This window comes from Klebsiella sp. V115_8 (assembly GCF_029967715.1).
In the GTDB taxonomy this organism is placed as follows: Bacteria; Pseudomonadota; Gammaproteobacteria; order Enterobacterales; family Enterobacteriaceae; genus Klebsiella; species Klebsiella quasipneumoniae.
Map to the genome: position 1 here is coordinate 1 of NZ_JASCAR010000007.1, position 19,857 is coordinate 19,857.

Annotated in this window: 19 protein-coding genes and 2 tRNA genes; 9 read left to right on the forward strand and 12 right to left on the reverse strand. The window is 59.6% G+C overall.

Annotated elements, in window-relative coordinates; all coding sequences use genetic code 11:
• Positions 1 to 2: 2 nt before the first annotated feature.
• The 11 genes from QLG03_RS05555 to mltB all read right to left on the reverse strand — a co-directional run bounded on the left by QLG03_RS05555 (position 3) and on the right by mltB (position 10,139).
• Positions 3 to 76 (reverse strand) — tRNA-Arg (locus QLG03_RS05555).
• Positions 77 to 80: 4 nt separating this feature from the next.
• A tRNA-Ser gene (locus QLG03_RS05560) sits at positions 81 to 173 on the reverse strand.
• Between the two features lie 321 nt (positions 174 to 494).
• Positions 495 to 680, reverse strand: coding sequence for a carbon storage regulator CsrA (gene csrA, locus QLG03_RS05565; RefSeq protein ID WP_000906486.1), 186 nt, complete (start codon positions 678 to 680; stop codon positions 495 to 497).
• A gap of 363 nt (positions 681 to 1,043) precedes the next feature.
• Positions 1,044 to 3,671 carry an alanine--tRNA ligase gene (alaS, locus tag QLG03_RS05570; protein WP_255988619.1) on the reverse strand — a complete coding sequence of 876 codons (2,628 nt, stop codon included), beginning with the start codon at positions 3,669 to 3,671 and terminating at the stop codon, positions 1,044 to 1,046.
• Between the two features lie 250 nt (positions 3,672 to 3,921).
• The gene (gene recX, locus QLG03_RS05575; RefSeq protein WP_023290764.1) at positions 3,922 to 4,422 is read right to left on the reverse strand and encodes a recombination regulator RecX; all 501 of its coding nucleotides are present in this window, start codon (positions 4,420 to 4,422) and stop codon (positions 3,922 to 3,924) included.
• Positions 4,423 to 4,492: 70 nt separating this feature from the next.
• A complete protein-coding gene (gene recA, locus QLG03_RS05580; RefSeq protein WP_004205686.1) occupies positions 4,493 to 5,551 on the reverse strand; it encodes a recombinase RecA in 1,059 nt (352 codons plus the stop codon).
• 90 nt (positions 5,552 to 5,641) lie between these two features.
• Complete coding sequence (pncC, locus tag QLG03_RS05585) at positions 5,642 to 6,139, reverse strand: nicotinamide-nucleotide amidase (protein ID WP_032453814.1); 498 nt, start codon at positions 6,137 to 6,139, stop codon at positions 5,642 to 5,644.
• A 138-nt stretch (positions 6,140 to 6,277) separates the two neighbouring features.
• Entirely contained in the window at positions 6,278 to 7,156 is an 879-nt protein-coding gene (locus tag QLG03_RS05590) for a metal ABC transporter substrate-binding protein (protein ID WP_032453816.1), read from the reverse strand.
• A gap of 7 nt (positions 7,157 to 7,163) precedes the next feature.
• Positions 7,164 to 8,027 carry a metal ABC transporter permease gene (locus QLG03_RS05595; protein ID WP_023290767.1) on the reverse strand — a complete coding sequence of 288 codons (864 nt, stop codon included), beginning with the start codon at positions 8,025 to 8,027 and terminating at the stop codon, positions 7,164 to 7,166.
• On the reverse strand, positions 8,024 to 8,734 hold the full coding sequence (locus tag QLG03_RS05600; RefSeq protein WP_255988622.1) for an ATP-binding cassette domain-containing protein: 711 nt from the start codon (positions 8,732 to 8,734) through the stop codon (positions 8,024 to 8,026). The genes QLG03_RS05595 and QLG03_RS05600 overlap by 4 nt, the downstream gene beginning before the upstream one ends.
• Before the next feature lie 325 nt (positions 8,735 to 9,059).
• On the reverse strand, positions 9,060 to 10,139 hold the full coding sequence (gene mltB / locus QLG03_RS05605) for a lytic murein transglycosylase B (RefSeq protein ID WP_023290770.1): 1,080 nt from the start codon (positions 10,137 to 10,139) through the stop codon (positions 9,060 to 9,062).
• 277 nt (positions 10,140 to 10,416) lie between these two features.
• Between mltB and QLG03_RS05610 the strand changes: the two genes are divergently transcribed.
• The 7 genes from QLG03_RS05610 to gutQ all read left to right on the forward strand — a co-directional run bounded on the left by QLG03_RS05610 (position 10,417) and on the right by gutQ (position 15,433).
• The gene (locus tag QLG03_RS05610) at positions 10,417 to 10,980 is read left to right on the forward strand and encodes a PTS glucitol/sorbitol transporter subunit IIC (protein ID WP_004205677.1); all 564 of its coding nucleotides are present in this window, start codon (positions 10,417 to 10,419) and stop codon (positions 10,978 to 10,980) included.
• The gene (locus QLG03_RS05615) at positions 10,977 to 11,957 is read left to right on the forward strand and encodes a PTS glucitol/sorbitol transporter subunit IIB (protein WP_032453820.1); all 981 of its coding nucleotides are present in this window, start codon (positions 10,977 to 10,979) and stop codon (positions 11,955 to 11,957) included. Before QLG03_RS05610 ends, QLG03_RS05615 begins: the two co-directional genes overlap by 4 nt.
• A gap of 13 nt (positions 11,958 to 11,970) precedes the next feature.
• Positions 11,971 to 12,333, forward strand: coding sequence for a PTS glucitol/sorbitol transporter subunit IIA (gene srlB / locus QLG03_RS05620; protein ID WP_255988625.1), 363 nt, complete (start codon positions 11,971 to 11,973; stop codon positions 12,331 to 12,333).
• A gap of 12 nt (positions 12,334 to 12,345) precedes the next feature.
• Positions 12,346 to 13,125 carry a sorbitol-6-phosphate dehydrogenase gene (gene srlD, locus QLG03_RS05625; RefSeq protein ID WP_002914815.1) on the forward strand — a complete coding sequence of 260 codons (780 nt, stop codon included), beginning with the start codon at positions 12,346 to 12,348 and terminating at the stop codon, positions 13,123 to 13,125.
• A 150-nt stretch (positions 13,126 to 13,275) separates the two neighbouring features.
• Positions 13,276 to 13,635 (forward strand): transcriptional regulator GutM, encoded by a 360-nt coding sequence (gutM, locus tag QLG03_RS05630; protein ID WP_023290773.1) that lies wholly within the window; start codon positions 13,276 to 13,278, stop codon positions 13,633 to 13,635.
• A 66-nt stretch (positions 13,636 to 13,701) separates the two neighbouring features.
• Positions 13,702 to 14,475 (forward strand): DNA-binding transcriptional repressor, encoded by a 774-nt coding sequence (locus QLG03_RS05635; protein ID WP_004205671.1) that lies wholly within the window; start codon positions 13,702 to 13,704, stop codon positions 14,473 to 14,475.
• Positions 14,468 to 15,433: an arabinose-5-phosphate isomerase GutQ gene (gutQ, locus tag QLG03_RS05640; protein WP_117129168.1), complete on the forward strand. Its 966-nt coding sequence runs from the start codon at positions 14,468 to 14,470 to the stop codon at positions 15,431 to 15,433. The genes QLG03_RS05635 and gutQ overlap by 8 nt, the downstream gene beginning before the upstream one ends.
• Here the strand turns inward: gutQ and norR are convergent.
• Complete coding sequence (gene norR, locus QLG03_RS05645) at positions 15,396 to 16,946, reverse strand: nitric oxide reductase transcriptional regulator NorR (protein WP_048335079.1); 1,551 nt, start codon at positions 16,944 to 16,946, stop codon at positions 15,396 to 15,398. The two genes, gutQ and norR, sit on opposite strands and share 38 nt — an antisense overlap.
• Before the next feature lie 187 nt (positions 16,947 to 17,133).
• On the opposite strand from norR, the gene norV reads away from it, so the two are divergent.
• Both norV and norW read left to right on the forward strand, forming a co-directional pair.
• Positions 17,134 to 18,582, forward strand: coding sequence for an anaerobic nitric oxide reductase flavorubredoxin (norV, locus tag QLG03_RS05650; protein WP_049014173.1), 1,449 nt, complete (start codon positions 17,134 to 17,136; stop codon positions 18,580 to 18,582).
• Positions 18,579 to 19,715, forward strand: coding sequence for an NADH:flavorubredoxin reductase NorW (norW, locus tag QLG03_RS05655; RefSeq protein ID WP_117132725.1), 1,137 nt, complete (start codon positions 18,579 to 18,581; stop codon positions 19,713 to 19,715). Before norV ends, norW begins: the two co-directional genes overlap by 4 nt.
• Positions 19,716 to 19,857: the final 142 nt, after the last annotated feature.

A 19,857-nucleotide genomic window follows, 5' to 3' on the forward strand; every position in this document is an offset into this window, starting at 1 on the left:
GGTGCATCCGGGAGGATTCGAACCTCCGACCGCTCGGTTCGTAGCCGAGTACTCTATCCAGCTGAGCTACGGATGCAAAATGGCGGTGAGGCGGGGATTCGAACCCCGGATGCAGCTTTTGACCGCATACTCCCTTAGCAGGGGAGCGCCTTCAGCCTCTCGGCCACCTCACCACACACGCCTCTTTCGAGTGCTTCGAAGAACTTGTTTCTGCTCTTCGTCGCTGCGATGGCGCACATATTACTTTCTGGTACTTATAAGTCAAACACTTTTTCGAGACCTTTTTTCGTTTGCACACTTCGCACGCAATTCGCGTGCAAAAACGGCAAAAAGGGCAATTTATCAACAGGAAATCAGCCCTGACGCAGGCATAATGCCAAACGACCAAAGCAGCAAAGGGTGATGAAAAGCGGTATGGCGCAGGGGAAAAAACAGAAAAAGAGAAAAAGCGGCGGTAAGTGATGCGCCTCACTGAACAGCGAGGCGCGGAAACCTTAGTAACTGGACTGCTGGGATTTTTCAGCCTGAATACGCTGGTAGATCTCTTCACGGTGAACAGATACTTCTTTAGGGGCGTTTACGCCAATACGAACCTGGTTACCCTTCACCCCTAAAACTGTCACAGTGACCTCATCTCCAATCATGAGGGTCTCACCAACTCGACGAGTCAGAATCAGCATTCTTTGCTCCTTGAAAGATTAAAAGAGTCGGGTCTCTCGTATCCCGGCATTATCCATCATATAACGCCAAAAAGTAAGCGATGACAAATACCTTGCGGTATAAGCAGTCATGGCATCACATTCTGTTAAACCTAAGTTTAGCCGATATACACAATTTCAACCCGACTTTATCGTTATCGGTGTTTCTCGCGCAAGGTGCCATTTCCCTGAGGTTACGGCACCTATACCCGTCATACTTCAGGTTGCATGTGTGTTGGCTTTCCTCGCTCCCCCCAGTCACTTACTTGAGTAAGCTCCCGGGGATTCGCTGCGTCGCCGCCTTCCTGCAACTCGAATTATTTAGGGTATATGCGCTTATAGTTATTACAGTTTTGCGCTGACCCAGCCTTTCACACTGGCTAACGCTGCAGGGAGAGCAGACGCATCGGTACCACCGGCCTGCGCCATATCCGGACGACCGCCCCCTTTACCGCCCACCTGCTGAGCGACCATACCAACCAGCTCCCCAGCCTTCACGCGATCTGTCACATCCTTAGACACACCGGCAATCAGGGAAACTTTACCGTCTGCGACCGTAGCCAACACCACAACCGTCGAACCCAGCTGGTTCTTCAGGTCGTCAACCATGGTACGCAGCATCTTCGGCTCCACGCCGGCCAGTTCGCTGACCAGCAGCTTAACGCCGTTAATCTCTTCCGCTTTGCTGGAGAGGTTTGCGCTCTCCTGCGCCGCAGCCTGCTCTTTCATCTGCTGCAGCTCTTTTTCCAGCTGACGGGTACGCTCCAGCGCGGCGCGAACTTTCTCGCCGAGATTGTGGCTGTCGCCCTTCAGCAGCTGTGCGATATCGCTGAGCTGATCGCTCTGCGCGTGCAGCATGGCTATCGCGCCCTCACCGGTCACCGCTTCGATACGGCGCACGCCAGCGGCGGTACCGGACTCAGACGTGATGCGGAACAGGCCGATATCACCGGTACGCGCCGCGTGAGTCCCGCCGCACAGTTCAGTGGAGAAGTCGCCCATCTGCAGCACGCGGACGCGGTCATCGTATTTCTCGCCGAACAGCGCCATGGCGCCGGATGCGCGCGCGGCATCGATATCCATAATGTTGGTTTCGATAGCCAGGTTACGACGGATCTGCGCGTTGACCAGATCTTCCACTGCACGAATCTCTTCCGGCTTCATCGCTTCGAAATGCGAGAAGTCAAAGCGCAGCGCTTTATCGTTGACCAGCGAGCCTTTCTGCGCCACATGGGTGCCGAGCACCTGGCGCAGCGCCGCGTGCATCAGGTGCGTCGCGGAGTGGTTCAGACGGATACGCTGACGGCGAGCCTCGTCCACATCGGCCTGCACCGCGTCGCCCACTTTCAGGGAGCCGCTGGCGACTTTACCGATATGACCAATGGCCTGGCCGTACTTCTGCGTGTCGCTGACCGCGAAGGAGAAGCCCGCGCCTTTCAGTTCGCCTTTATCGCCCACCTGGCCGCCGGACTCCGCATAGAACGGGGTCTGGTCGAGGATCACCACGGCTTCCTGACCCGCGCTGACGCTATCCACCGCTTTGCCGTCGATAAACAGCGCCGTCACTTTGCCGTTCAGCTCCAGACGATCGTAACCTTTAAATTCAGAGGCGCCGTCAACGCGGATCATCGCGTTGTAGTCCGCGCCGAAACCGCTGGACTCGCGCGCGCGGCGGCGCTGCTCTTCCATGGCGGCCTCAAAGCCGGCTTCGTCAACCTTGATGTTGCGCTCGCGGCAGACGTCCGCGGTCAGGTCGACCGGGAAGCCGTAGGTGTCGTACAGACGGAAGGCGGTTTCGCCATCCAGGGTGTCGCCTTTCAGCTTCGACAGCTCTTCATCCAGCAGCGCCAGTCCGCGCTCCAGAGTACGTGCGAACTGCTCTTCTTCGGTTTTCAGCACCTGCTCAACCTGAGCCTGCTGCTGCTTCAGCTCTTCGCCGGCGGAGCCCATCACGGCAATCAGCGGGGCAACCAGTTTCCAGAAGAAGGTGTCCTTCGCGCCCAGCATGTTGCCGTGACGGATCGCGCGGCGAATGATGCGACGCAGCACGTAGCCGCGGTTTTCATTCGACGGGATAACCCCGTCAGCGATAAGGAAGGCGCAGGAGCGAATGTGGTCGGCGATAACGCGCAGCGACTTGTTCGTCAGATCGGTGGCGCCGGTGACTTTCGCCACGCTGGCGATCAGATCGCGGAACAGGTCGATGTCATAGTTGGAGTTAACGTGCTGCAGCACCGCGGCAATACGCTCCAGGCCCATACCGGTGTCGACGGACGGCTTCGGCAGCGGCTCCATGGTGCCGTCAGCCTGACGGTTGAACTGCATGAAGACGATGTTCCAGATCTCAATGTAGCGGTCGCCGTCTTCTTCCGGGCTTCCCGGAGGGCCGCCCCAGATGTGATCGCCGTGGTCAAAGAAGATTTCGGTGCACGGGCCGCACGGACCGGTGTCGCCCATCTGCCAGAAGTTGTCTGAAGCAAACGGTGCGCCTTTGTTGTCGCCGATGCGAATGATTCGCTCGCGCGGGACGCCTACTTCATTGGCCCAGATGTCGAATGCTTCGTCATCGGTCTCGTAAACGGTGACCCACAGCTTCTCTTTCGGCAGCGCGAACCAGTTCTCACCGGTCAGCAGTTCCCACGCGTATTTGATGGCATCCTGCTTGAAGTAGTCGCCGAAGCTAAAGTTGCCCAGCATTTCAAAGAAGGTGTGGTGACGCGCGGTGTAACCGACGTTTTCCAGATCGTTGTGTTTACCACCCGCACGCACGCAACGCTGCGCGGTGGTCGCACGCGAATAATTACGTTTGTCGAGACCAAGGAAGACATCCTTGAACTGGTTCATCCCTGCGTTGGTAAACAGCAGGGTCGGATCGTTGTGCGGCACCAGGGAGCTGCTGGCAACTACCTGATGTCCCTTGCTATGGAAAAAGTCGAGAAACGCCTGACGGATCTCAGCGGTGCTCTTGCTCATAATTATCCTGAAATCAAGCTACACGTCATCCTTCAAGTCGCCTCTGTCCTGGCTGCGCTTGCTCTTCCGGCACCGAACTGACGTGCGCTGCGGAAGATAGTCTCTCTTGCCGCCCTGATGCAGCTTGAATGATTTTGTGTAAAGGAATAATCGCCCAGGACGCTGCCTGCACTGTCACAACCAGCGGCCCGACGGAATAAAGTGGGAATAAGATAAGTTTTCTTTACGGCGAAGTAAAATCCCGGATGGGTCAATCTGCAAAATTTCGCCAGATTTCCTGGATATCTTCCATCAGGTAGCCACGGTACAGCAGGAATCGCTGGATTTTCACTTTTTCAGTAAAGGCGGATGGTAACGGTTCACCGTATTTACGCTGCGCCTGCGCCCTGGCAAGGCTCACCCAGTCGATATCGCATTCGCGCATCGCCTGTTCAACGGCCTGGCGCGCAATGCCTTTCTGGCTGAGCTCCTGACGAATGCGCGCGGGGCCATAGCCTTTGCGGCTCCGGCTGGCGATGAACTGGCCGACAAAACGATTATCGTCGAGATAGCGGTTTTCGATACACCAGGCCACCACCTGCTCCAGCTCTTCAGGGGTGACGTCCAGCGCCTCGGGGCCGTTTTTGCTCATCACCGGAGCGGCCAGTTTGCGCCGCAGCTCCTGTTCGCTGTGGTCGCGCATCGCCAGAATACGGATAGCGCGGTCCAGCAGACGAGCATAGCCGGATCGGCGTGATGAAGGTTCAGTCACAGGCACCTCAATAATCTAAGAAAAGCAAAAGGGCCGCATAAGCAGCCCTTTATCACTCTGTTAGACGATATCAGAAATCTTGTTCCGTTTCTTCTGCGTCGTTGCCGTCAACGGCGAAGTCCGGCGTAGAGTCCTGGTTGTTGAGCAGCAGTTCGCGCACTTTCTTCTCAATCTCTTTCGCCGCCGCCGGGTTCTCTTTCAGCCAGGTGATAGCGTTCGCTTTACCCTGACCAATTTTGTCGCCGTTGTAGCTGTACCAGGCGCCCGCTTTCTCAATCAGCTTCTCTTTCACGCCGAGGTCAACCAGCTCGCCGAAGAAGTTGATGCCTTCGCCGTAGAGGATCTGGAATTCAGCCTGTTTGAACGGCGCCGCAATCTTGTTCTTCACTACTTTGACGCGGGTTTCGCTGCCGACGACGTTATCGCCCTCTTTCACCGCGCCGATGCGACGGATATCCAGACGCACGGAGGCATAGAACTTCAGCGCGTTACCGCCGGTGGTGGTTTCCGGGTTACCGAACATCACGCCGATTTTCATACGGATCTGGTTGATAAAGATCAGCAGCGTGTTGGACTGCTTCAGGTTACCCGCCAGTTTACGCATCGCCTGGCTCATCATACGCGCCGCGAGGCCCATGTGAGAGTCGCCGATTTCGCCTTCGATTTCCGCTTTCGGCGTCAGCGCCGCGACGGAGTCGACGACAATAACGTCAACCGCGCCGGAGCGCGCCAGCGCGTCACAGATTTCCAGCGCCTGCTCGCCGGTATCCGGCTGAGAACACAGCAGGTTGTCGATATCCACGCCCAGTTTGCGCGCATAGACCGGATCCAGCGCGTGTTCCGCATCGATGAACGCACAGGTTTTACCTTCGCGCTGCGCTGCGGCGATAACCTGCAACGTCAGGGTGGTTTTACCGGAGGATTCCGGCCCGTAGATCTCGACGATACGGCCCATTGGCAGACCGCCGGCGCCCAGCGCGATATCCAGAGAAAGCGAGCCGGTGGAGATGGTTTCTACGTCCATAGAACGGTCTTCACCCAGGCGCATGATGGAGCCTTTACCGAATTGCTTTTCGATCTGGCCCAGTGCAGCCGCCAACGCTTTCTGTTTGTTTTCGTCGATCGCCATTGTTACTCCTAATCATGCAGGGTGAAGCCTGTTCGCTTCGCCGTTAATATTTGTTCAGTTGAGGCAATTATACTGTATAGTCATACAGTATCAAGTCTTTTGTAGAAATTGTTGCCAGAGCAGATTGAGCGCGTAGGCCGTCGCCTGACGACGCACCGCTTCGCGGTCTCCGGCAAAGCATTCCCGCCGCGTCACCCCTTGCCCGCTGACGCTGGCGACGCCAAACCACACCGTCCCGACCGGCTTTTCGTCGCTGCCGCCATCCGGCCCGGCGACGCCGCTTACCGAGATGGCATAGTCCGCGCGCGCGGCGCGCAACGCGCCGATCGCCATCTCCACCACCACCGGTTCGCTCACCGCGCCGTTGTCCCGCAGCGTCGCTTCGCTGACGCCGATCATTTGCGATTTGGCCTCATTGCTGTAGGTCACAAAACCGCGTTCAAACCACGCTGAGCTGCCGGCAATATCGGTGATGGCTTTCGCTATCCAGCCGCCGGTGCAGGATTCCGCCGTGGTCACCGTCGCGCCCTGTGCCTTCAGCGCCCGGCCGACCTTCTCGCTTAGCTGCATTAATTCTGAATCGGTCATTATCGCCCCGCTTTGCTCCGGATAAAGAGGCCATCAAAGATAGCACTTTCCACAGAGATATGGGGACGAGGTGTGGAATTTACGAGGGGACATCCAAAATGAATCATCCCGGCGGCGCCGGGATGAGAAATTGCACGATTACTTCATGCTGGCGGCGATCAGCGCCACGTTATGACGCATCATTTTGACATAGCTATCCGCGACGCCACCCGGGGCGGAGAGCGCCTCAGGATAGAGTTCTCCGCCGGGCTGCGCGCCGGTGGCGCTGGCGATCTGCTTCACCAGTCGCGGGTCAAGCTGGTTCTCCATAAACCAGGTATGGACGCCGTCCGCGTTGATTTGCTTAATCAGCGCCGCCACCTGCGCCGCGCTGGCCTCGCTCTCTGAAGAGAGCCCCTGCGGCGCGAGGAAGGTCACGTGATAAGCGCGGCCAAAATAGCCGAAGGCGTCATGGCTGGTGAGAACTTTGCGCTTTGCCTGCGGAATGGCGCTGAACTGCCCTTTCGCCCAGCCGTCGAGGGCCGTCAGTTGCTCGATATAACGCTTGCCGCTGTTCGTCAGCGCCGCTTGATCTTCCGGGTCGGCTTTCACCAGTCCATCGAGGATATTCTGCGCATACAACGCGCCGTTCGCCGCGCTGTTCCAGGCGTGGGGATCGGTCACCGTTTTGCCATCTTCATCGAGGGTATGGGTCTTGACGCCCTTCGACGCCACCACCAGCTCGCCCTTAAAACCAGAGGCCTTAATCAGGCGATCCAGCCACCCTTCCAGTCCCAGACCGTTAACCACCACCACGTCGGCCTTGCTGAGCAGCGCGCTGTCCTTCGGCGACGGCTCGAAGGTGTGCGGATCGCCATCCGGGCCGACCAGGGTGTCCACATGAACATGCTCCCCGCCGACCTGCTGCACCATATCACCCAGCACCGAAAAACTGCTTACCACATTCAGCGTTTTCGCCATCGCCCCCTGCGCCATCAGGCCGAAGGCCAGCGCGACCACTATTGCACTACGTTTCATCATTTCCTTACCCCATCAATTTGCGCCAGCCGACCAGCAGTCGGCTGCGCGTGCCAAAAAACAGCGAAATAAAAAACAGCGCGCTGGCGGTCAGCACGATGGCGGGCCCGGCGGGAAGACTGGCCGCCCAGGAGAGACTCAAACCCAGCCAGGCGCAGAGCGCGCCGGAGAGCGCCGCCAGCAGCAGGATGCCCGGCAGCGTTCGGGCCCAGCAGCGCGCGGCGACCGCCGGCAGCATCATCACCCCTACCGCCATCAGCGTGCCGAGCACCTGAAACCCCGCCACCAGGTTAAGCACCAGCAGCGCCAGAAAAAGCCCATGCAGCAGCGCGGGCAGCCGGCGGTGGTTCACCTGCAGCCAGGCGCTGTCGAACGCCTCGCTGACCAGACCGCGGTAGCACAGCGCGATGCACAGCAGCGTCAGGCTGGCGACGCCGCTGACAAACAGCGCCGCGTCACGGTCCACCGCCAGAATGGAGCCAAACAGCAGATGCAGCAGGTCGACGCTGGAGCCGCGCAGCGACACCAGGGTGACGCCCAGCGCCAGCGATCCCAGATAAAATCCGGCAAAGCTGGCGTCCTCTTTTAACGGCGTCCGCCGGCTCACCCATCCCGCCACCAGCGCGACCGCGATGCCGGCGACAAAGCCGCCCAGGGTCATGGCCAGCAGCGACATGCCGCTCAGCAGATAGCCCACCGCCACGCCGGGGAGAATGGCGTGCGATAGCGCGTCGCCCATCAGGCTCATGCGCCGCAGCAGCAGGAAGACGCCCAGCATGGTGGTGCTTAGCGACAGCGCCAGACAGACCACCAGCGCCCGGCGCATAAAGCCGAATTCAATAAAAGGCTGAAAGAAGGTGTGCCAGATCATGCCGACTTCGCCTGGCTGAAGGCCGGGAGAACCGCCCGGGTGGCGCCCCAGCAGGCGCGCCGGGGGGTCAGCAGCAGCGTCTCCGGGAAAAAGTCGGCTACCCGCTGGTTATCATGCAGCACCGCCAGGATGGTCTGCCCCTGCCGGTGCATGTCGAGGATCAAATCCATCAGTTCGCGACTGGTCGCTTCATCAATGCCAGTGAAGGGCTCGTCGAGCATCACCAGCGGCGCCTGCTGCACCAGCACCCGGGCAAACAGCATGCGCTGAAACTGACCGCCGGAGAGCGCTTCGATCGGGGTTTTCGCCAGGCTCGCCAGCCCGACCCGCTCCAGCGCCGCGCCGATGCGTCGCCGGGTATCGCCGCCCAGACCGCGCAGCAGCGACACGCCGGGCCATGCGCCCTGACTCACCACATCCTGCACATTGAGAGGAAACTGCGACTCGAGGGCATGGCGCTGCGCCAGCCAGCCAATCACCGGCCGCTTTCCCTGCCAGCGCAGACAGCCACTGACCGGCGGAAGAAACCCGGCGAGGGTTTTCAGCAGGGTCGATTTTCCGCAGCCATTGAGGCCAATGATTGCCGTCAGGCTCCCGGGGCAAATCATCCCGCTCAGCGGAGGGGTGATCGCCACCCCGCCATAGCCGGTTACCAGTTGTTCCAGTTCAATCATGGCAGCGTCACCGCCCACCAGGTCGCCAGCCATAGCGCCGCCAGCAGCGTTCCCGCGATGGCCAGGCGCGCCGCGCCGGATGCCATAAAAACCGATGTGAACATATCCCACCTCTATTAAATGTTATAACATAACAATACAGAGGCGAAATAAGATTGTAAATCAGCGTCGGTGAGCGGAAATGTAACAAAGGTCGACAAGCGGCAGGCAAACGGGAAAAAGCAGGAGGATAAACGAGAAGTCCCCCGGTCGCGCTGCGCTTACCGGGGCTGCCAACCGGATAACAGACCATAGCCCGGATAAGGCGCTACGCGCCGCTATCCGGGGAGGATCGGAATCGGTCAGCCGGATGACAGTATTAATAACCGCCGCGGGCTTGAGAAACCGCCAGGCCAAGCTGCCAGACGGCCATGGCGTAGTGGGTGCTGTGGTTGTAGCGGGTGATGGTGTAGAAGTTCGGCAACCCGTACCAGTACTCATAGCCGGTGCCGACGTCCAGGCGCAGCAGGCTGGCCTGCTGATGGTTGCCCAGCGGCTGGGTCGGGGTTAATCCCGCCGCCGACAGCTGCGAAACGCTGTATTTGGTTTTGAAACCATTCTCCAGCCCCGGCGCCTGGCCCAGCGCCTGCACCGCCACCAGATCGCCGCTCACCCAGCCGTGCTGTTTGAAGTAATTGGCCACGCTGCCGATCGCATCCACCGGGTCCCACAGGTTGATATGGCCGTCGCCGTTAAAGTCCACCGCGTATTGCTTATAGGAGGACGGCATAAACTGGCCATAACCCATCGCCCCGGCGAAAGAGCCTTTCAGATCCAGCGGGTCGTCGCTTTCGCTGCGCGCCATCAGCAGGAAGGTTTCCAGCTCGGAGGAGAAGTATTCAGCACGGCGCGGATAGTTAAACGACAGAGTCGCCAGCGCGTCGAGGATGCGGGTTTTGCCCATCACCCGGCCCCAACGGGTCTCCACGCCGATAATGCCGACAATGATTTCCGGCGGTACGCCGTAGACCTGATAAGCGCGGTTGAGCGCGTCCTGATACTGATTCCAGAACACCACGCCGTTCTGCACGTTATCCGGGGTAATAAACTGTTTCTTGTAGCGCAGCCAGGCGCCGGTCGGCCCGGTCGGCGGCAGGCCGGTCGGCGCCTGACGATCCATCAGCCGCAGAACGTAGTCCAGACGCTTCGCCTGCGACAGGATCTCCTGCAGCTGCTGCCTGTCGAAGCCGTGCTTCGCCACCATCTTATCGATGAACTGCGCCGCTGCCGGGTTGTTGGCGAAGTCGCCGCCCATCTGCATCACGTTATGCTGCGGTTCCAGCAAAAAGCCGCCGGTTCCACTCGCCATCTCCGTTTCCGCGGGAGTCTTGGGTTTGCTGCTGCAGGCAGCGAGGAGCACACAAAGGGGAAGTACAGCCAGAGAGCGACGCTTCAACATGGGAATTCCGTTTAACAAATTCAGCAAGGGATAATTATGGTAAAGCATGCGACGACCAACAAGAAAGCGACAATCTGTTTGTAGACAAAATAGTCCTTCACCGCCCCCCTTCCTGGATGCTGTCATGCGCCTCGTGATTTCATCCTCTCAGCGCCAATCTTTCGAAATAAAATATTTATCTTTCATTTTGCGATCTATTTAACACTTTAAAACCTTTCAAAGTGATTAAAATCAACCTGCAGTTAGCAAGAAAAATAACATGCTGAAGGAGAGAACAATGATTGACGTCGTGACCCACGGCGCAGAGTGGTTTATCGGCCTGTTTCAGAAAGGCGGCGAGGTATTTACCGGAATGGTGACCGGGATCCTCCCCTTGCTGATCAGTCTGCTGGTGATCATGAACGCGCTGATCAACTTTATCGGCCAGCAGCGGATCGAAAAACTGGCGCAGCGCTGCGCCGGGAACCCGATCTCCCGCTACCTGCTGTTGCCCTGCATCGGCACCTTTGTGTTTTGTAACCCGATGACCCTGAGCCTGGGCCGCTTTATGCCAGAGAAGTACAAGCCCAGCTATTACGCGGCGGCGTCCTACAGCTGCCACTCGATGAACGGCCTGTTTCCGCATATCAACCCCGGCGAGCTGTTCGTCTATCTCGGCATCGCCAACGGCCTCACCACCCTCGGCCTGCCGCTTGGGCCGCTGGCGGTGAGCTATCTGCTGGTCGGGCTGGTGACCAACTTCTTCCGCGGCTGGGTCACCGACCTGACCACCTCGATTTTCGAACGAAAAATGGCGATTCAGCTGGCTCAGAAAGTGCATCTGTCAGGAGCGACATCATGACCCGGATTCGTATTGAGAAAGGCACCGGCGGCTGGGGCGGCCCCCTTGAGCTCGACGTCGTCGAGGGCAAAAAGATCGTCTATATCACCGCTGGCACCCGCCCGGCGATCGTTGACCGCATCGCCAGCCTGACCGGCTGGCAGGCGGTGGACGGTTTTAAAGAGGGCGAACCGGCGGAAAGCGACATCGGCGTGGCGATTATCGACTGCGGAGGCACCCTGCGCTGCGGGCTCTACCCCAAGCGTCGTATCCCGACGGTGAATATCCATGCCACCGGCAAATCGGGGCCGCTGGCCCAGTACATCACAGAAGATATCTACGTCTCCGGCGTCAAAGAGGAGAACATTCAGCGCATCGCGACCGACAGCGCGGTAGCTCCCGAGCCGCCGGCGGAGAACAACCGCGCGGGTCGCGATTACGACGCCAGCAAAAAGATCACTGAACAGAGCGATGGCCTGCTGGCGAAGGTCGGGATGGGGATGGGCTCGGTGGTGGCGGTGCTGTTCCAGGCCGGGCGCGACACCATCGATACGGTGCTGAAGACCATTCTGCCGTTTATGGCCTTCGTCTCGGCGCTGATCGGCATCATCATGGCCTCCGGCATCGGCGACTGGATCGCCCATGGCCTGGCGCCGCTGGCCAGCCATCCGCTGGGTCTGGTGACCCTGGCGCTGATCTGCTCCTTCCCGCTGCTGTCGCCGTTTCTCGGCCCCGGCGCGGTTATCGCCCAGGTGATTGGCGTATTGATCGGCGTTCAGATCGGCCTCGGCAATATTCCCCCGCACCTCGCCCTGCCGGCGCTGTTCGCCATTAACGCCCAGGCCGCCTGCGATTTTATCCCGGTAGGCCTGTCGCTGGCTGAAGCCCGCCAGGATACCGTGCGCGTCGGCGTGCCGTCGGTGCTGGTCAGCCGCTTTTTGACCGGCGCGCCAACGGTGCTGATCGCGTGGTTCGTTTCCGGATTTATTTATCAATAAGAGGTGCCTGAAGATGACCGTGATTTACCAGACCACCATTACCCATATCGGCGCCAGCGCGACGATGGCGCTGGAGGAGCAGATGCTGATCACCTTCCGCGAAGGCGCCCCTGCCGATATCGAAGAGTACTGCTTTATTCACAACCACGGCGAGCTTGCCGGCGCGCTGCAGCCGGGCGCAGAGCTGCAGCTTGGCGAGCTGCGCTACCCGGTGACCGCCGTCGGCGAGGTCGCCGAACAAAACCTGCGCGAGCTGGGCCACATCACCCTGCGCTTTGATGGTCACCGCGAAGCGGAATTCCCCGGAACCGTGCACGTGGCGGGCCCGGTGCCGGACGCCATCGCGCCCGGCTGCGTACTGAAATTTGTTGCTTAACAGGAGAGAAAGATGAATCAGGTTGCTGTTGTCATTGGCGGTGGACAAACCTTAGGAGAGTTTCTGTGCCGCGGGCTGGCCGCCGAGGGCTACCGCGTGGCGGTAGTCGATATTCAGAGCGAAAAAGCCAGCCGCGTCGCCCAGGAGATTAACGCTGAATATGGCGAAGGCATGGCGTATGGCTTCGGCGCCGACGCCACCAGCGAGGCCAGCGTCACCGCGCTGGCCCACGGAGTGGATGAGATTTTCTCGCGTGTCGACCTGCTGGTGTACAGCGCCGGCATCGCTAAAGCGGCGTTTATTAGCGACTTTGCGCTGGGGGATTTCGACCGCTCGCTGCAGGTCAATCTGGTGGGCTACTTCCTCTGCGCCCGCGAGTTTTCCCGGCTGATGATCCGCGACGGCATTAAGGGACGCATCATTCAGATCAACTCGAAATCCGGCAAAGTGGGCAGCAAGCACAACTCCGGCTACAGCGCGGCGAAGTTCGGCGGCGTCGGCCTGACCCAGTCGCTGGCGCTGGATCTGGCGGAGTACGGCATTACCGTACACTCACTGATGCTCGGCAATCTGCTGAAGTCGCCGATGTTCCAGTCGCTGCTGCCGCAGTACGCCACCAAGCTCGGTATCGATGAGAGCGAGGTCGAGCAGTACTACATCGACAAGGTGCCCCTGAAGCGCGGTTGCGAATATCAGGATGTGCTGAACGTCCTGATGTTTTACGCCAGCCCGCAGGCGTCATACTGCACCGGTCAGTCGATCAACGTTACCGGCGGCCAGGTGATGTTTTAAAGGGCTCCCGGATGGCGCCGCGCTTATCCGGGCTACAAAACGGTAGGTCGGGTAAGGCGCCACCCGACAAAAATACGGCACCGCGGGTCGCTCGGGTTAGGCGCTCGCGCCGCGACCCGGGTTGTTCCCGGCCCCCTTAAGGAGACACCTATGGTTACCGCACTCATCACCGTCGCCGCCATCGCCTGGCTTACCCAACTGGCCTTCGGCGGCTGGCAGATCCGCCGCTTCAATCGCGCCTTCGACAGCCTGTGCCAGCAGGGTCGGGTGGGGGTCGGCCGCTCCGCCGGGCGCTTTCAACCGCGCGCCATCGTCGCTATCGCCGTTGATGATGACAACCGCATTTGCGACACGCTGCTGATGAAAGGCTTCACCATTTTCGCCCGACCGCAAAAAATCCCCGCGCTGGACGGCAAACATATCGGGGAATTGCAGCCTGATGTGATCTTTCCCCATGATCCGCGCTGTCAGAATGCACTATCATTAGCGCTTAATCCGAAACATGGATAATTTCGTTGTAAAAGTAAATATCTTGCGAAATTATCACTTCGAAACTTAAACGCAGGATAGACGCCTATGAAACCACGTCAGCGCCAGGCAGCCATTCTCGAGTTCCTGCAGTCGCAGGGAAAATGCTCGGTCGAAGAGCTGGCGCAACACTTCGATACTACCGGCACCACCATCCGCAAGGATCTGGTCACGCTGGAAAACGCCGGCACCGTCATTCGCACCTACGGTGGCGTGGTACTCAACAAAGATGAAGCCGATCCGCCGATCGATCATAAAACGCTGATCAACACCCATAAGAAAGCGCGCATCGCCGAAGCGGCGGTGCGCTTTATTCATGATGGCGACTCCCTCATCCTTGATGCCGGCAGCACGGTGCTGCAGATGGTCCCACTGCTCAGCCGCTTCAATAACATCACGGTGATGACCAACAGTCTGCATATCGTCAACGCCCTTGCCGAACTGGATAATGAACAGACTATCCTGATGCCCGGCGGCACCTTCCGCAAAAAATCGGCCTCCTTTCACGGCCAGCTGGCGGAAAACGCCTTCGAACAATTCAGTTTCGACAAGCTGTTTATGGGCACCGACGGCATCGATCTGAACGCCGGCGTCACCACCTTCAATGAGGTGTATACCGTCAGCAAGGCGATGTGCAACGCCGCCCGCGAAGTGATCCTGATGGCCGACTCGTCAAAGTTTGGCCGTAAAAGCCCCAATATCGTCTGCGGCCTGGAGCGCGTGGATAAATTGATTACCGATGCCGATATTGACCCTGCATTCCAGCGGGCGCTGGAAGCCAAAGGCATAGAAGTCATCATTACTGGAGAACATCATGAGTAACTTTTTGTTAGAGGCCGGACGCCAGACCCTGATGCTGGAGCTACAGGAGGCGAGCCGCCTGCCGGAACGCCTGGGCGACGACTTCATCCGCGCGGCGGAAACCATCATCCACTGCGAGGGCAAACTGATTGTCTCCGGTATCGGTAAATCCGGTCATATCGGCAAAAAGCTGGCGGCGACTTTCGCCAGCACCGGCACCCCGGCCTTTTTTGTCCATCCGGCGGAAGCGCTGCACGGCGATCTTGGCATGCTCGACGGCCGCGACGTGATGCTGTTTATCTCCTACTCCGGCAGCGCGAAAGAGCTGGATCTGATCGTGCCGCGGCTGGAGGAAAAAGGTATCCCGCTGCTGGCGATGACCGGCAAATCCACCTCGCCGCTGGCGCTGGCGGCGAAAGCGGTGCTGGATATCGCCGTCGAGCGAGAGGCCTGTCCGATGCACCTGGCGCCGACCTCCAGCACCGTCAACACCCTGATGCTTGGCGATGCGCTGGCGATGGCGGTCATGCAGGCCCGCGGCTTCAATGAAGAGGATTTTGCCCGCTCCCACCCGGCAGGGGCGCTCGGCGCGCGTCTGCTGAACAAAGTGCATCACCTGATGCGCCGCGACGACGAAGTGCCGCGCGTCGGCACGGACGCCAACGTCATGAACGCAATGCTCGAGCTAAGCCGCACCGGGCTCGGCCTGGTGGCGGTCTGCGATGAGGCCAACCGCGTGCAGGGGGTCTTCACCGACGGCGACCTGCGCCGCTGGCTGGTGGGCGGCGGCACCTTAAACGACGGCGTCGCGCAGGCGATGACCCGCAACGGCGTGACGCTACAGGCGGAGAGCCGCGCGGTGGAAGCCAAAGAGCGGCTGATGAAGCACAAAATCAGCGCCGCGCCGGTAGTCGATGAAAACGACCAACTGGTCGGCGCCATCAACCTGCAGAACTTTTACCAGGCCGGGATCCTTTAAGCCCCAGACGTTTCGCCAGCCGGTGCAGGTTGGCGACGTCGAGTTCCAGCGCGCGGGCGGTCGCCGCCCAGTTGCCCTGATGTGCCGCCAGCGCGCGGGCAATCGCCTCGCGCTGGAAATTATCCGTGGCTTCGCGCAGATTCACGTTGCCCATTGCCGGCGCCGCTGCCGCCGCCTCGGTCGGCAACGTCGGCGCAGTCGCCGTAAACTCGAAATGCTGCGGCTCCAGTACTATGTCATCGCCAGCCTGAGTAGCCCGCGCCAGCACCACCGCGCGGTGAATGGCATGCTCCAGTTCGCGCACGTTGCCCGGCCACGACCACTGCTGCAGCCTGTTTCGCGTTGCCTCACTTAAAATTACCCGCGCCAGCCCCATCCGCAGGCGGCACTGCTCGCAAAAATAGCCAGCCAGCAGCACCACGTCATTTTCCCGCTCGCGCAGCGCCGGAACCGACAGCGGGAAGACGCTCAGCCGGTGATAGAGGTCGGCGCGAAAGCGCCCTTCCACCACCTCCTGGCGCAGGTCGCGGTTGGTGGCCGCCAGCACCCGCACATCGACCCGCAGGCTGCGGTCATCGCCGACACGCTGAATATCGCCATACTGCAGGACGCGCAGCAGCTTCGCCTGCAGCGCCAGCGACAGCTCGCCGATTTCGTCGAGGAACAGCGTGCCGTTATCGGCCATCTCAAATTTGCCGCTGCGATTGCTGATAGCCCCGGTAAACGCCCCTTTCACGTGACCGAACAGCTCGCTCTCCGCCACGCTCTCCGGCAGCGCCGCGCAGTTGAGGTACACCAGCGGGTTAGCCGCACGCGGCGATCCCTGATGCACCGCCTTCGCCACCAGCTCCTTACCGGTCCCCGTTTCGCCGCTGATCAGCACGTTCAAATCCGAGGCGGCGACAATCTCGATCTCTTTTTTCAGCTGCAGCATCGGCGCCGACAGGCCGATGATCTCCTGACGCTCCGGCTGCGGGTAATTCACCACCTGCGCGGGCAGGACGTTTTGCGCTTCAAGGCGGGCGATAAGCAGCGCGTTATTCAGCGCCCCGGCCACCAGCGCGGCAATCAGTCGCAGCTCTTCATCGCTGAAGCTGTCGAAGCGGTCGGCATCCATGCCGTCAAGAGTTAGCGCGCCGATCAGCGTTTGCCCGGCAAACAGCGGCAACCCCACGCAGGCGTGAACCTTGAGGCTCTCCTGGCCGGGGATCAGGCCGTCATAGGGGTCCGGCAGGTCGCTGTCCGCCGGGAAGCGCACCACATCGCCGGCGCGGGCGATCGCCTCCAGCCGCGGATGCCCATCCAGTGCAAAGCGCCGGCCAAGCACATCCTGCGCCAGACCATCGATCGCCAGCGGCACAAACTGATGGGCCTCATAGCGCAGCAGCGCCGAGGCGTCGCAGCCAAGGATCTGCCGCAGGGTGGCGATCAGGCGCGAAAAGCGGTCGACGTGGCCGATATCGCTTTGTAAATCAATGGCGATTCTCGCCAGCGCCTCGACGGAAAAACTCATTATCGCTCCATTGTCATTTTGACAGCCAATATAGTCATATCGACTATTTTAATCATTGTCATTTTGACAGCAACTAAAATCATGAAAATTTAAAAAATGCTTCTATTCAATAAGTTAAAAAACTGGCACGCAACTTGTAATACATCAATCAACTGACTTTGAACACACTGTATTAATTGAGGTTGCTATGTCTATTGTGGTGAAAAATAACATTCTTTGGGTTGGCCAACGTGACTGGGAAGTGCGTGATTTCCACGGCACCGAATATAAAACGCTGCGCGGCAGCAGCTATAACAGCTATCTCATCCGCGAAGAGAAAAACGTGCTGATCGATACCGTCGATCATAAATTCAGCCGCGAGTTCGTGCAGAATCTGCGCCGCGAAATCGACCTCGCCGACCTCGACTACATCGTTATTAACCACGCCGAAGAGGACCACGCCGGCGCGTTGACTGAGCTGATGATGCAGATCCCGGATACACCGATCTACTGCACCGCCAACGCCATCGACTCCATCAACGGCCATCACCACCATCCGGAGTGGAACTTCCACGTGGTGAAAACGGGCGACACCCTCGATATCGGCAATGGTAAGCAGTTGATCTTCGTGGAAACGCCAATGCTGCACTGGCCGGACAGCATGATGACTTACCTGACCGGCGACGCGGTGCTGTTCAGCAATGACGCCTTCGGCCAGCACTACTGCGACGAACATCTGTTCAACGATGAAGTGGACCAGACTGAACTGTACGAACAGTGCCAGCGCTACTACGCCAACATCCTGACGCCCTTCAGCCGTCTGGTGACGCCGAAAATTAACGAAATTCTCGGCTTCAACCTGCCGGTAGCGATGATTGCCACCTCCCACGGCGTGGTCTGGCGCGATAACCCGACGCAAATCGTCGAGAAATACCTCGAATGGGCGGCGGATTATCAGGAAGATCGCATCACGATTTTCTACGACACCATGTCCAACAACACCCGCATGATGGCGGACGCCATTGCCCAGGGGATCACCGAGGTCGACCCACGGGTGGCGGTGAAAATCTTTAACGTCGCCCGCAGCGACAAAAACGACATTTTGACCAACGTTTTCCGCTCAAAAGGCGTGCTGGTGGGCACCTCCACCATGAACAACGTCATGATGCCGAAAATTGCCGGACTGGTGGAAGAGATGACCGGGCTGCGTTTTCGCAACAAACGCGCCAGCGCCTTTGGCTCCCACGGCTGGAGCGGCGGCGCGGTAGACCGCCTGTCCACCCGCCTGCAGGATGCCGGGTTTGAAATGTCCCTGAGTCTGAAGGCCAAATGGCGCCCGGATATCGACGCGCTCGAAGTGTGCCGCCAACATGGGCGCGACATCGCCCGCCAGTGGGCGCTCGCTCCACTGCCGGTTGCTGAAGCGACAGTCACGCCGGAACAACAGGACTGTGCCTGTGCCGCCGCCGCGGCCGCCGATCTCGGTCCCATGATGCAGTGCAGCGTCTGCCAGTGGGTGTATGACCCGGCGAAAGGCGAACCTAACCAGGATGTGCAGCCGGGTACGCCGTGGAGCGACGTGCCGGATAACTTCCTCTGCCCTGAATGTTCGCTGGGTAAAGATGTGTTTGATGTTCTGGCGACGGAGGCAAAATGAGTGATGGCATCGTCATCATCGGCTCGGGCTTCGCGGCCCGCCAGCTGGTGAAAAATATTCGTAAGCAGGATGCCGAGATCCCGCTGACCCTCATCGCCGCCGACAGCATGGATGAGTATAACAAGCCCGATCTCAGCCACGTCATCAGCCGCGGACAGCACGCCGACGATCTGACTCTGCAAAGCGCCGGCGAGTTCGCCGAACAGTACCACCTGCGCTTGTTTCCCCATACCTGGGTGAGCGATATCGACGCTGAAAACCATCGGGTGAAAAGCCTGGATAAGCAGTGGCGCTACGACAAACTGGTGCTGGCCACCGGCGCCACGCCGTTTATCCCCCCGGTGCCGGGCCGCGAGCTAATGCTAACGCTGAACAGCCAGCGCGAATATGGCGCGGCGCAGAGCCAGCTCCGCGACGCCAGCCGGGTGCTGATCGTCGGCGGTGGCCTGATTGGCTGCGAGCTGGCGATGGATTTCTGTCGCGCCGGTAAAGCGGTGACGGTGGTCGATAATGCCGCCAGCGTGCTGGCGGCGCTGATGCCGCCGGAGGTCAGCAGCCGTCTGCAGCATCGCCTCACCGGGATGGGCGTCCATCTGATGTTAAAAACGCAGCTGGAAGGGCTTGAACACACCGCCGACGGCATCCGCGTCAGTCTCGACCGCCAGCGCGCGATAACCGTCGATGCGGTGGTGGCCGCCGCCGGCCTGCGCCCGGAAACCTCGCTGGCGCGCCACGCCGGACTGCAGATTAACCGCGGCGTGGTGGTCAATAGCCAGCTGCAAACCAGCGACCCGGCGATTTACGCCCTCGGCGACTGTGCGGAAATCAACGGTACGGTACTGCCGTTCCTGCAGCCGATTTTGCTCAGCGCCATGTGCCTGAGTAAAAACCTGCTGGCGCAGGCAGGCGAACTCAAGCTGCCGCCAATGCTGGTGAAGGTGAAGACCCCGGATCTGCCGCTGCATCTGGCCGGCGACACCCGCCGCGAGGATCTGACGTGGAACATCGTGGCCGCCAAAGAGGGGCTGGTGGCGAAAGGGCTGGATGCGGCGAATCAACTGCGCGCCTTTGTGGTCAGCGAAGACAAGATGAAAGACGCCTTCGCGCTGCTCAAACAGCTGGTGAGTGAATGACCTTCCAGGCAGCCCTGTTTTGCCGTTAGTTTGCCGGGTGGCGCTACGCTTACCCGGCCTACGGATCGTGCGACCTGTCGTTGATTTACCCACTTGTGCGACTGAAACTGCCGGTGCTGACGGCCTCAAAATCGCTGAGACG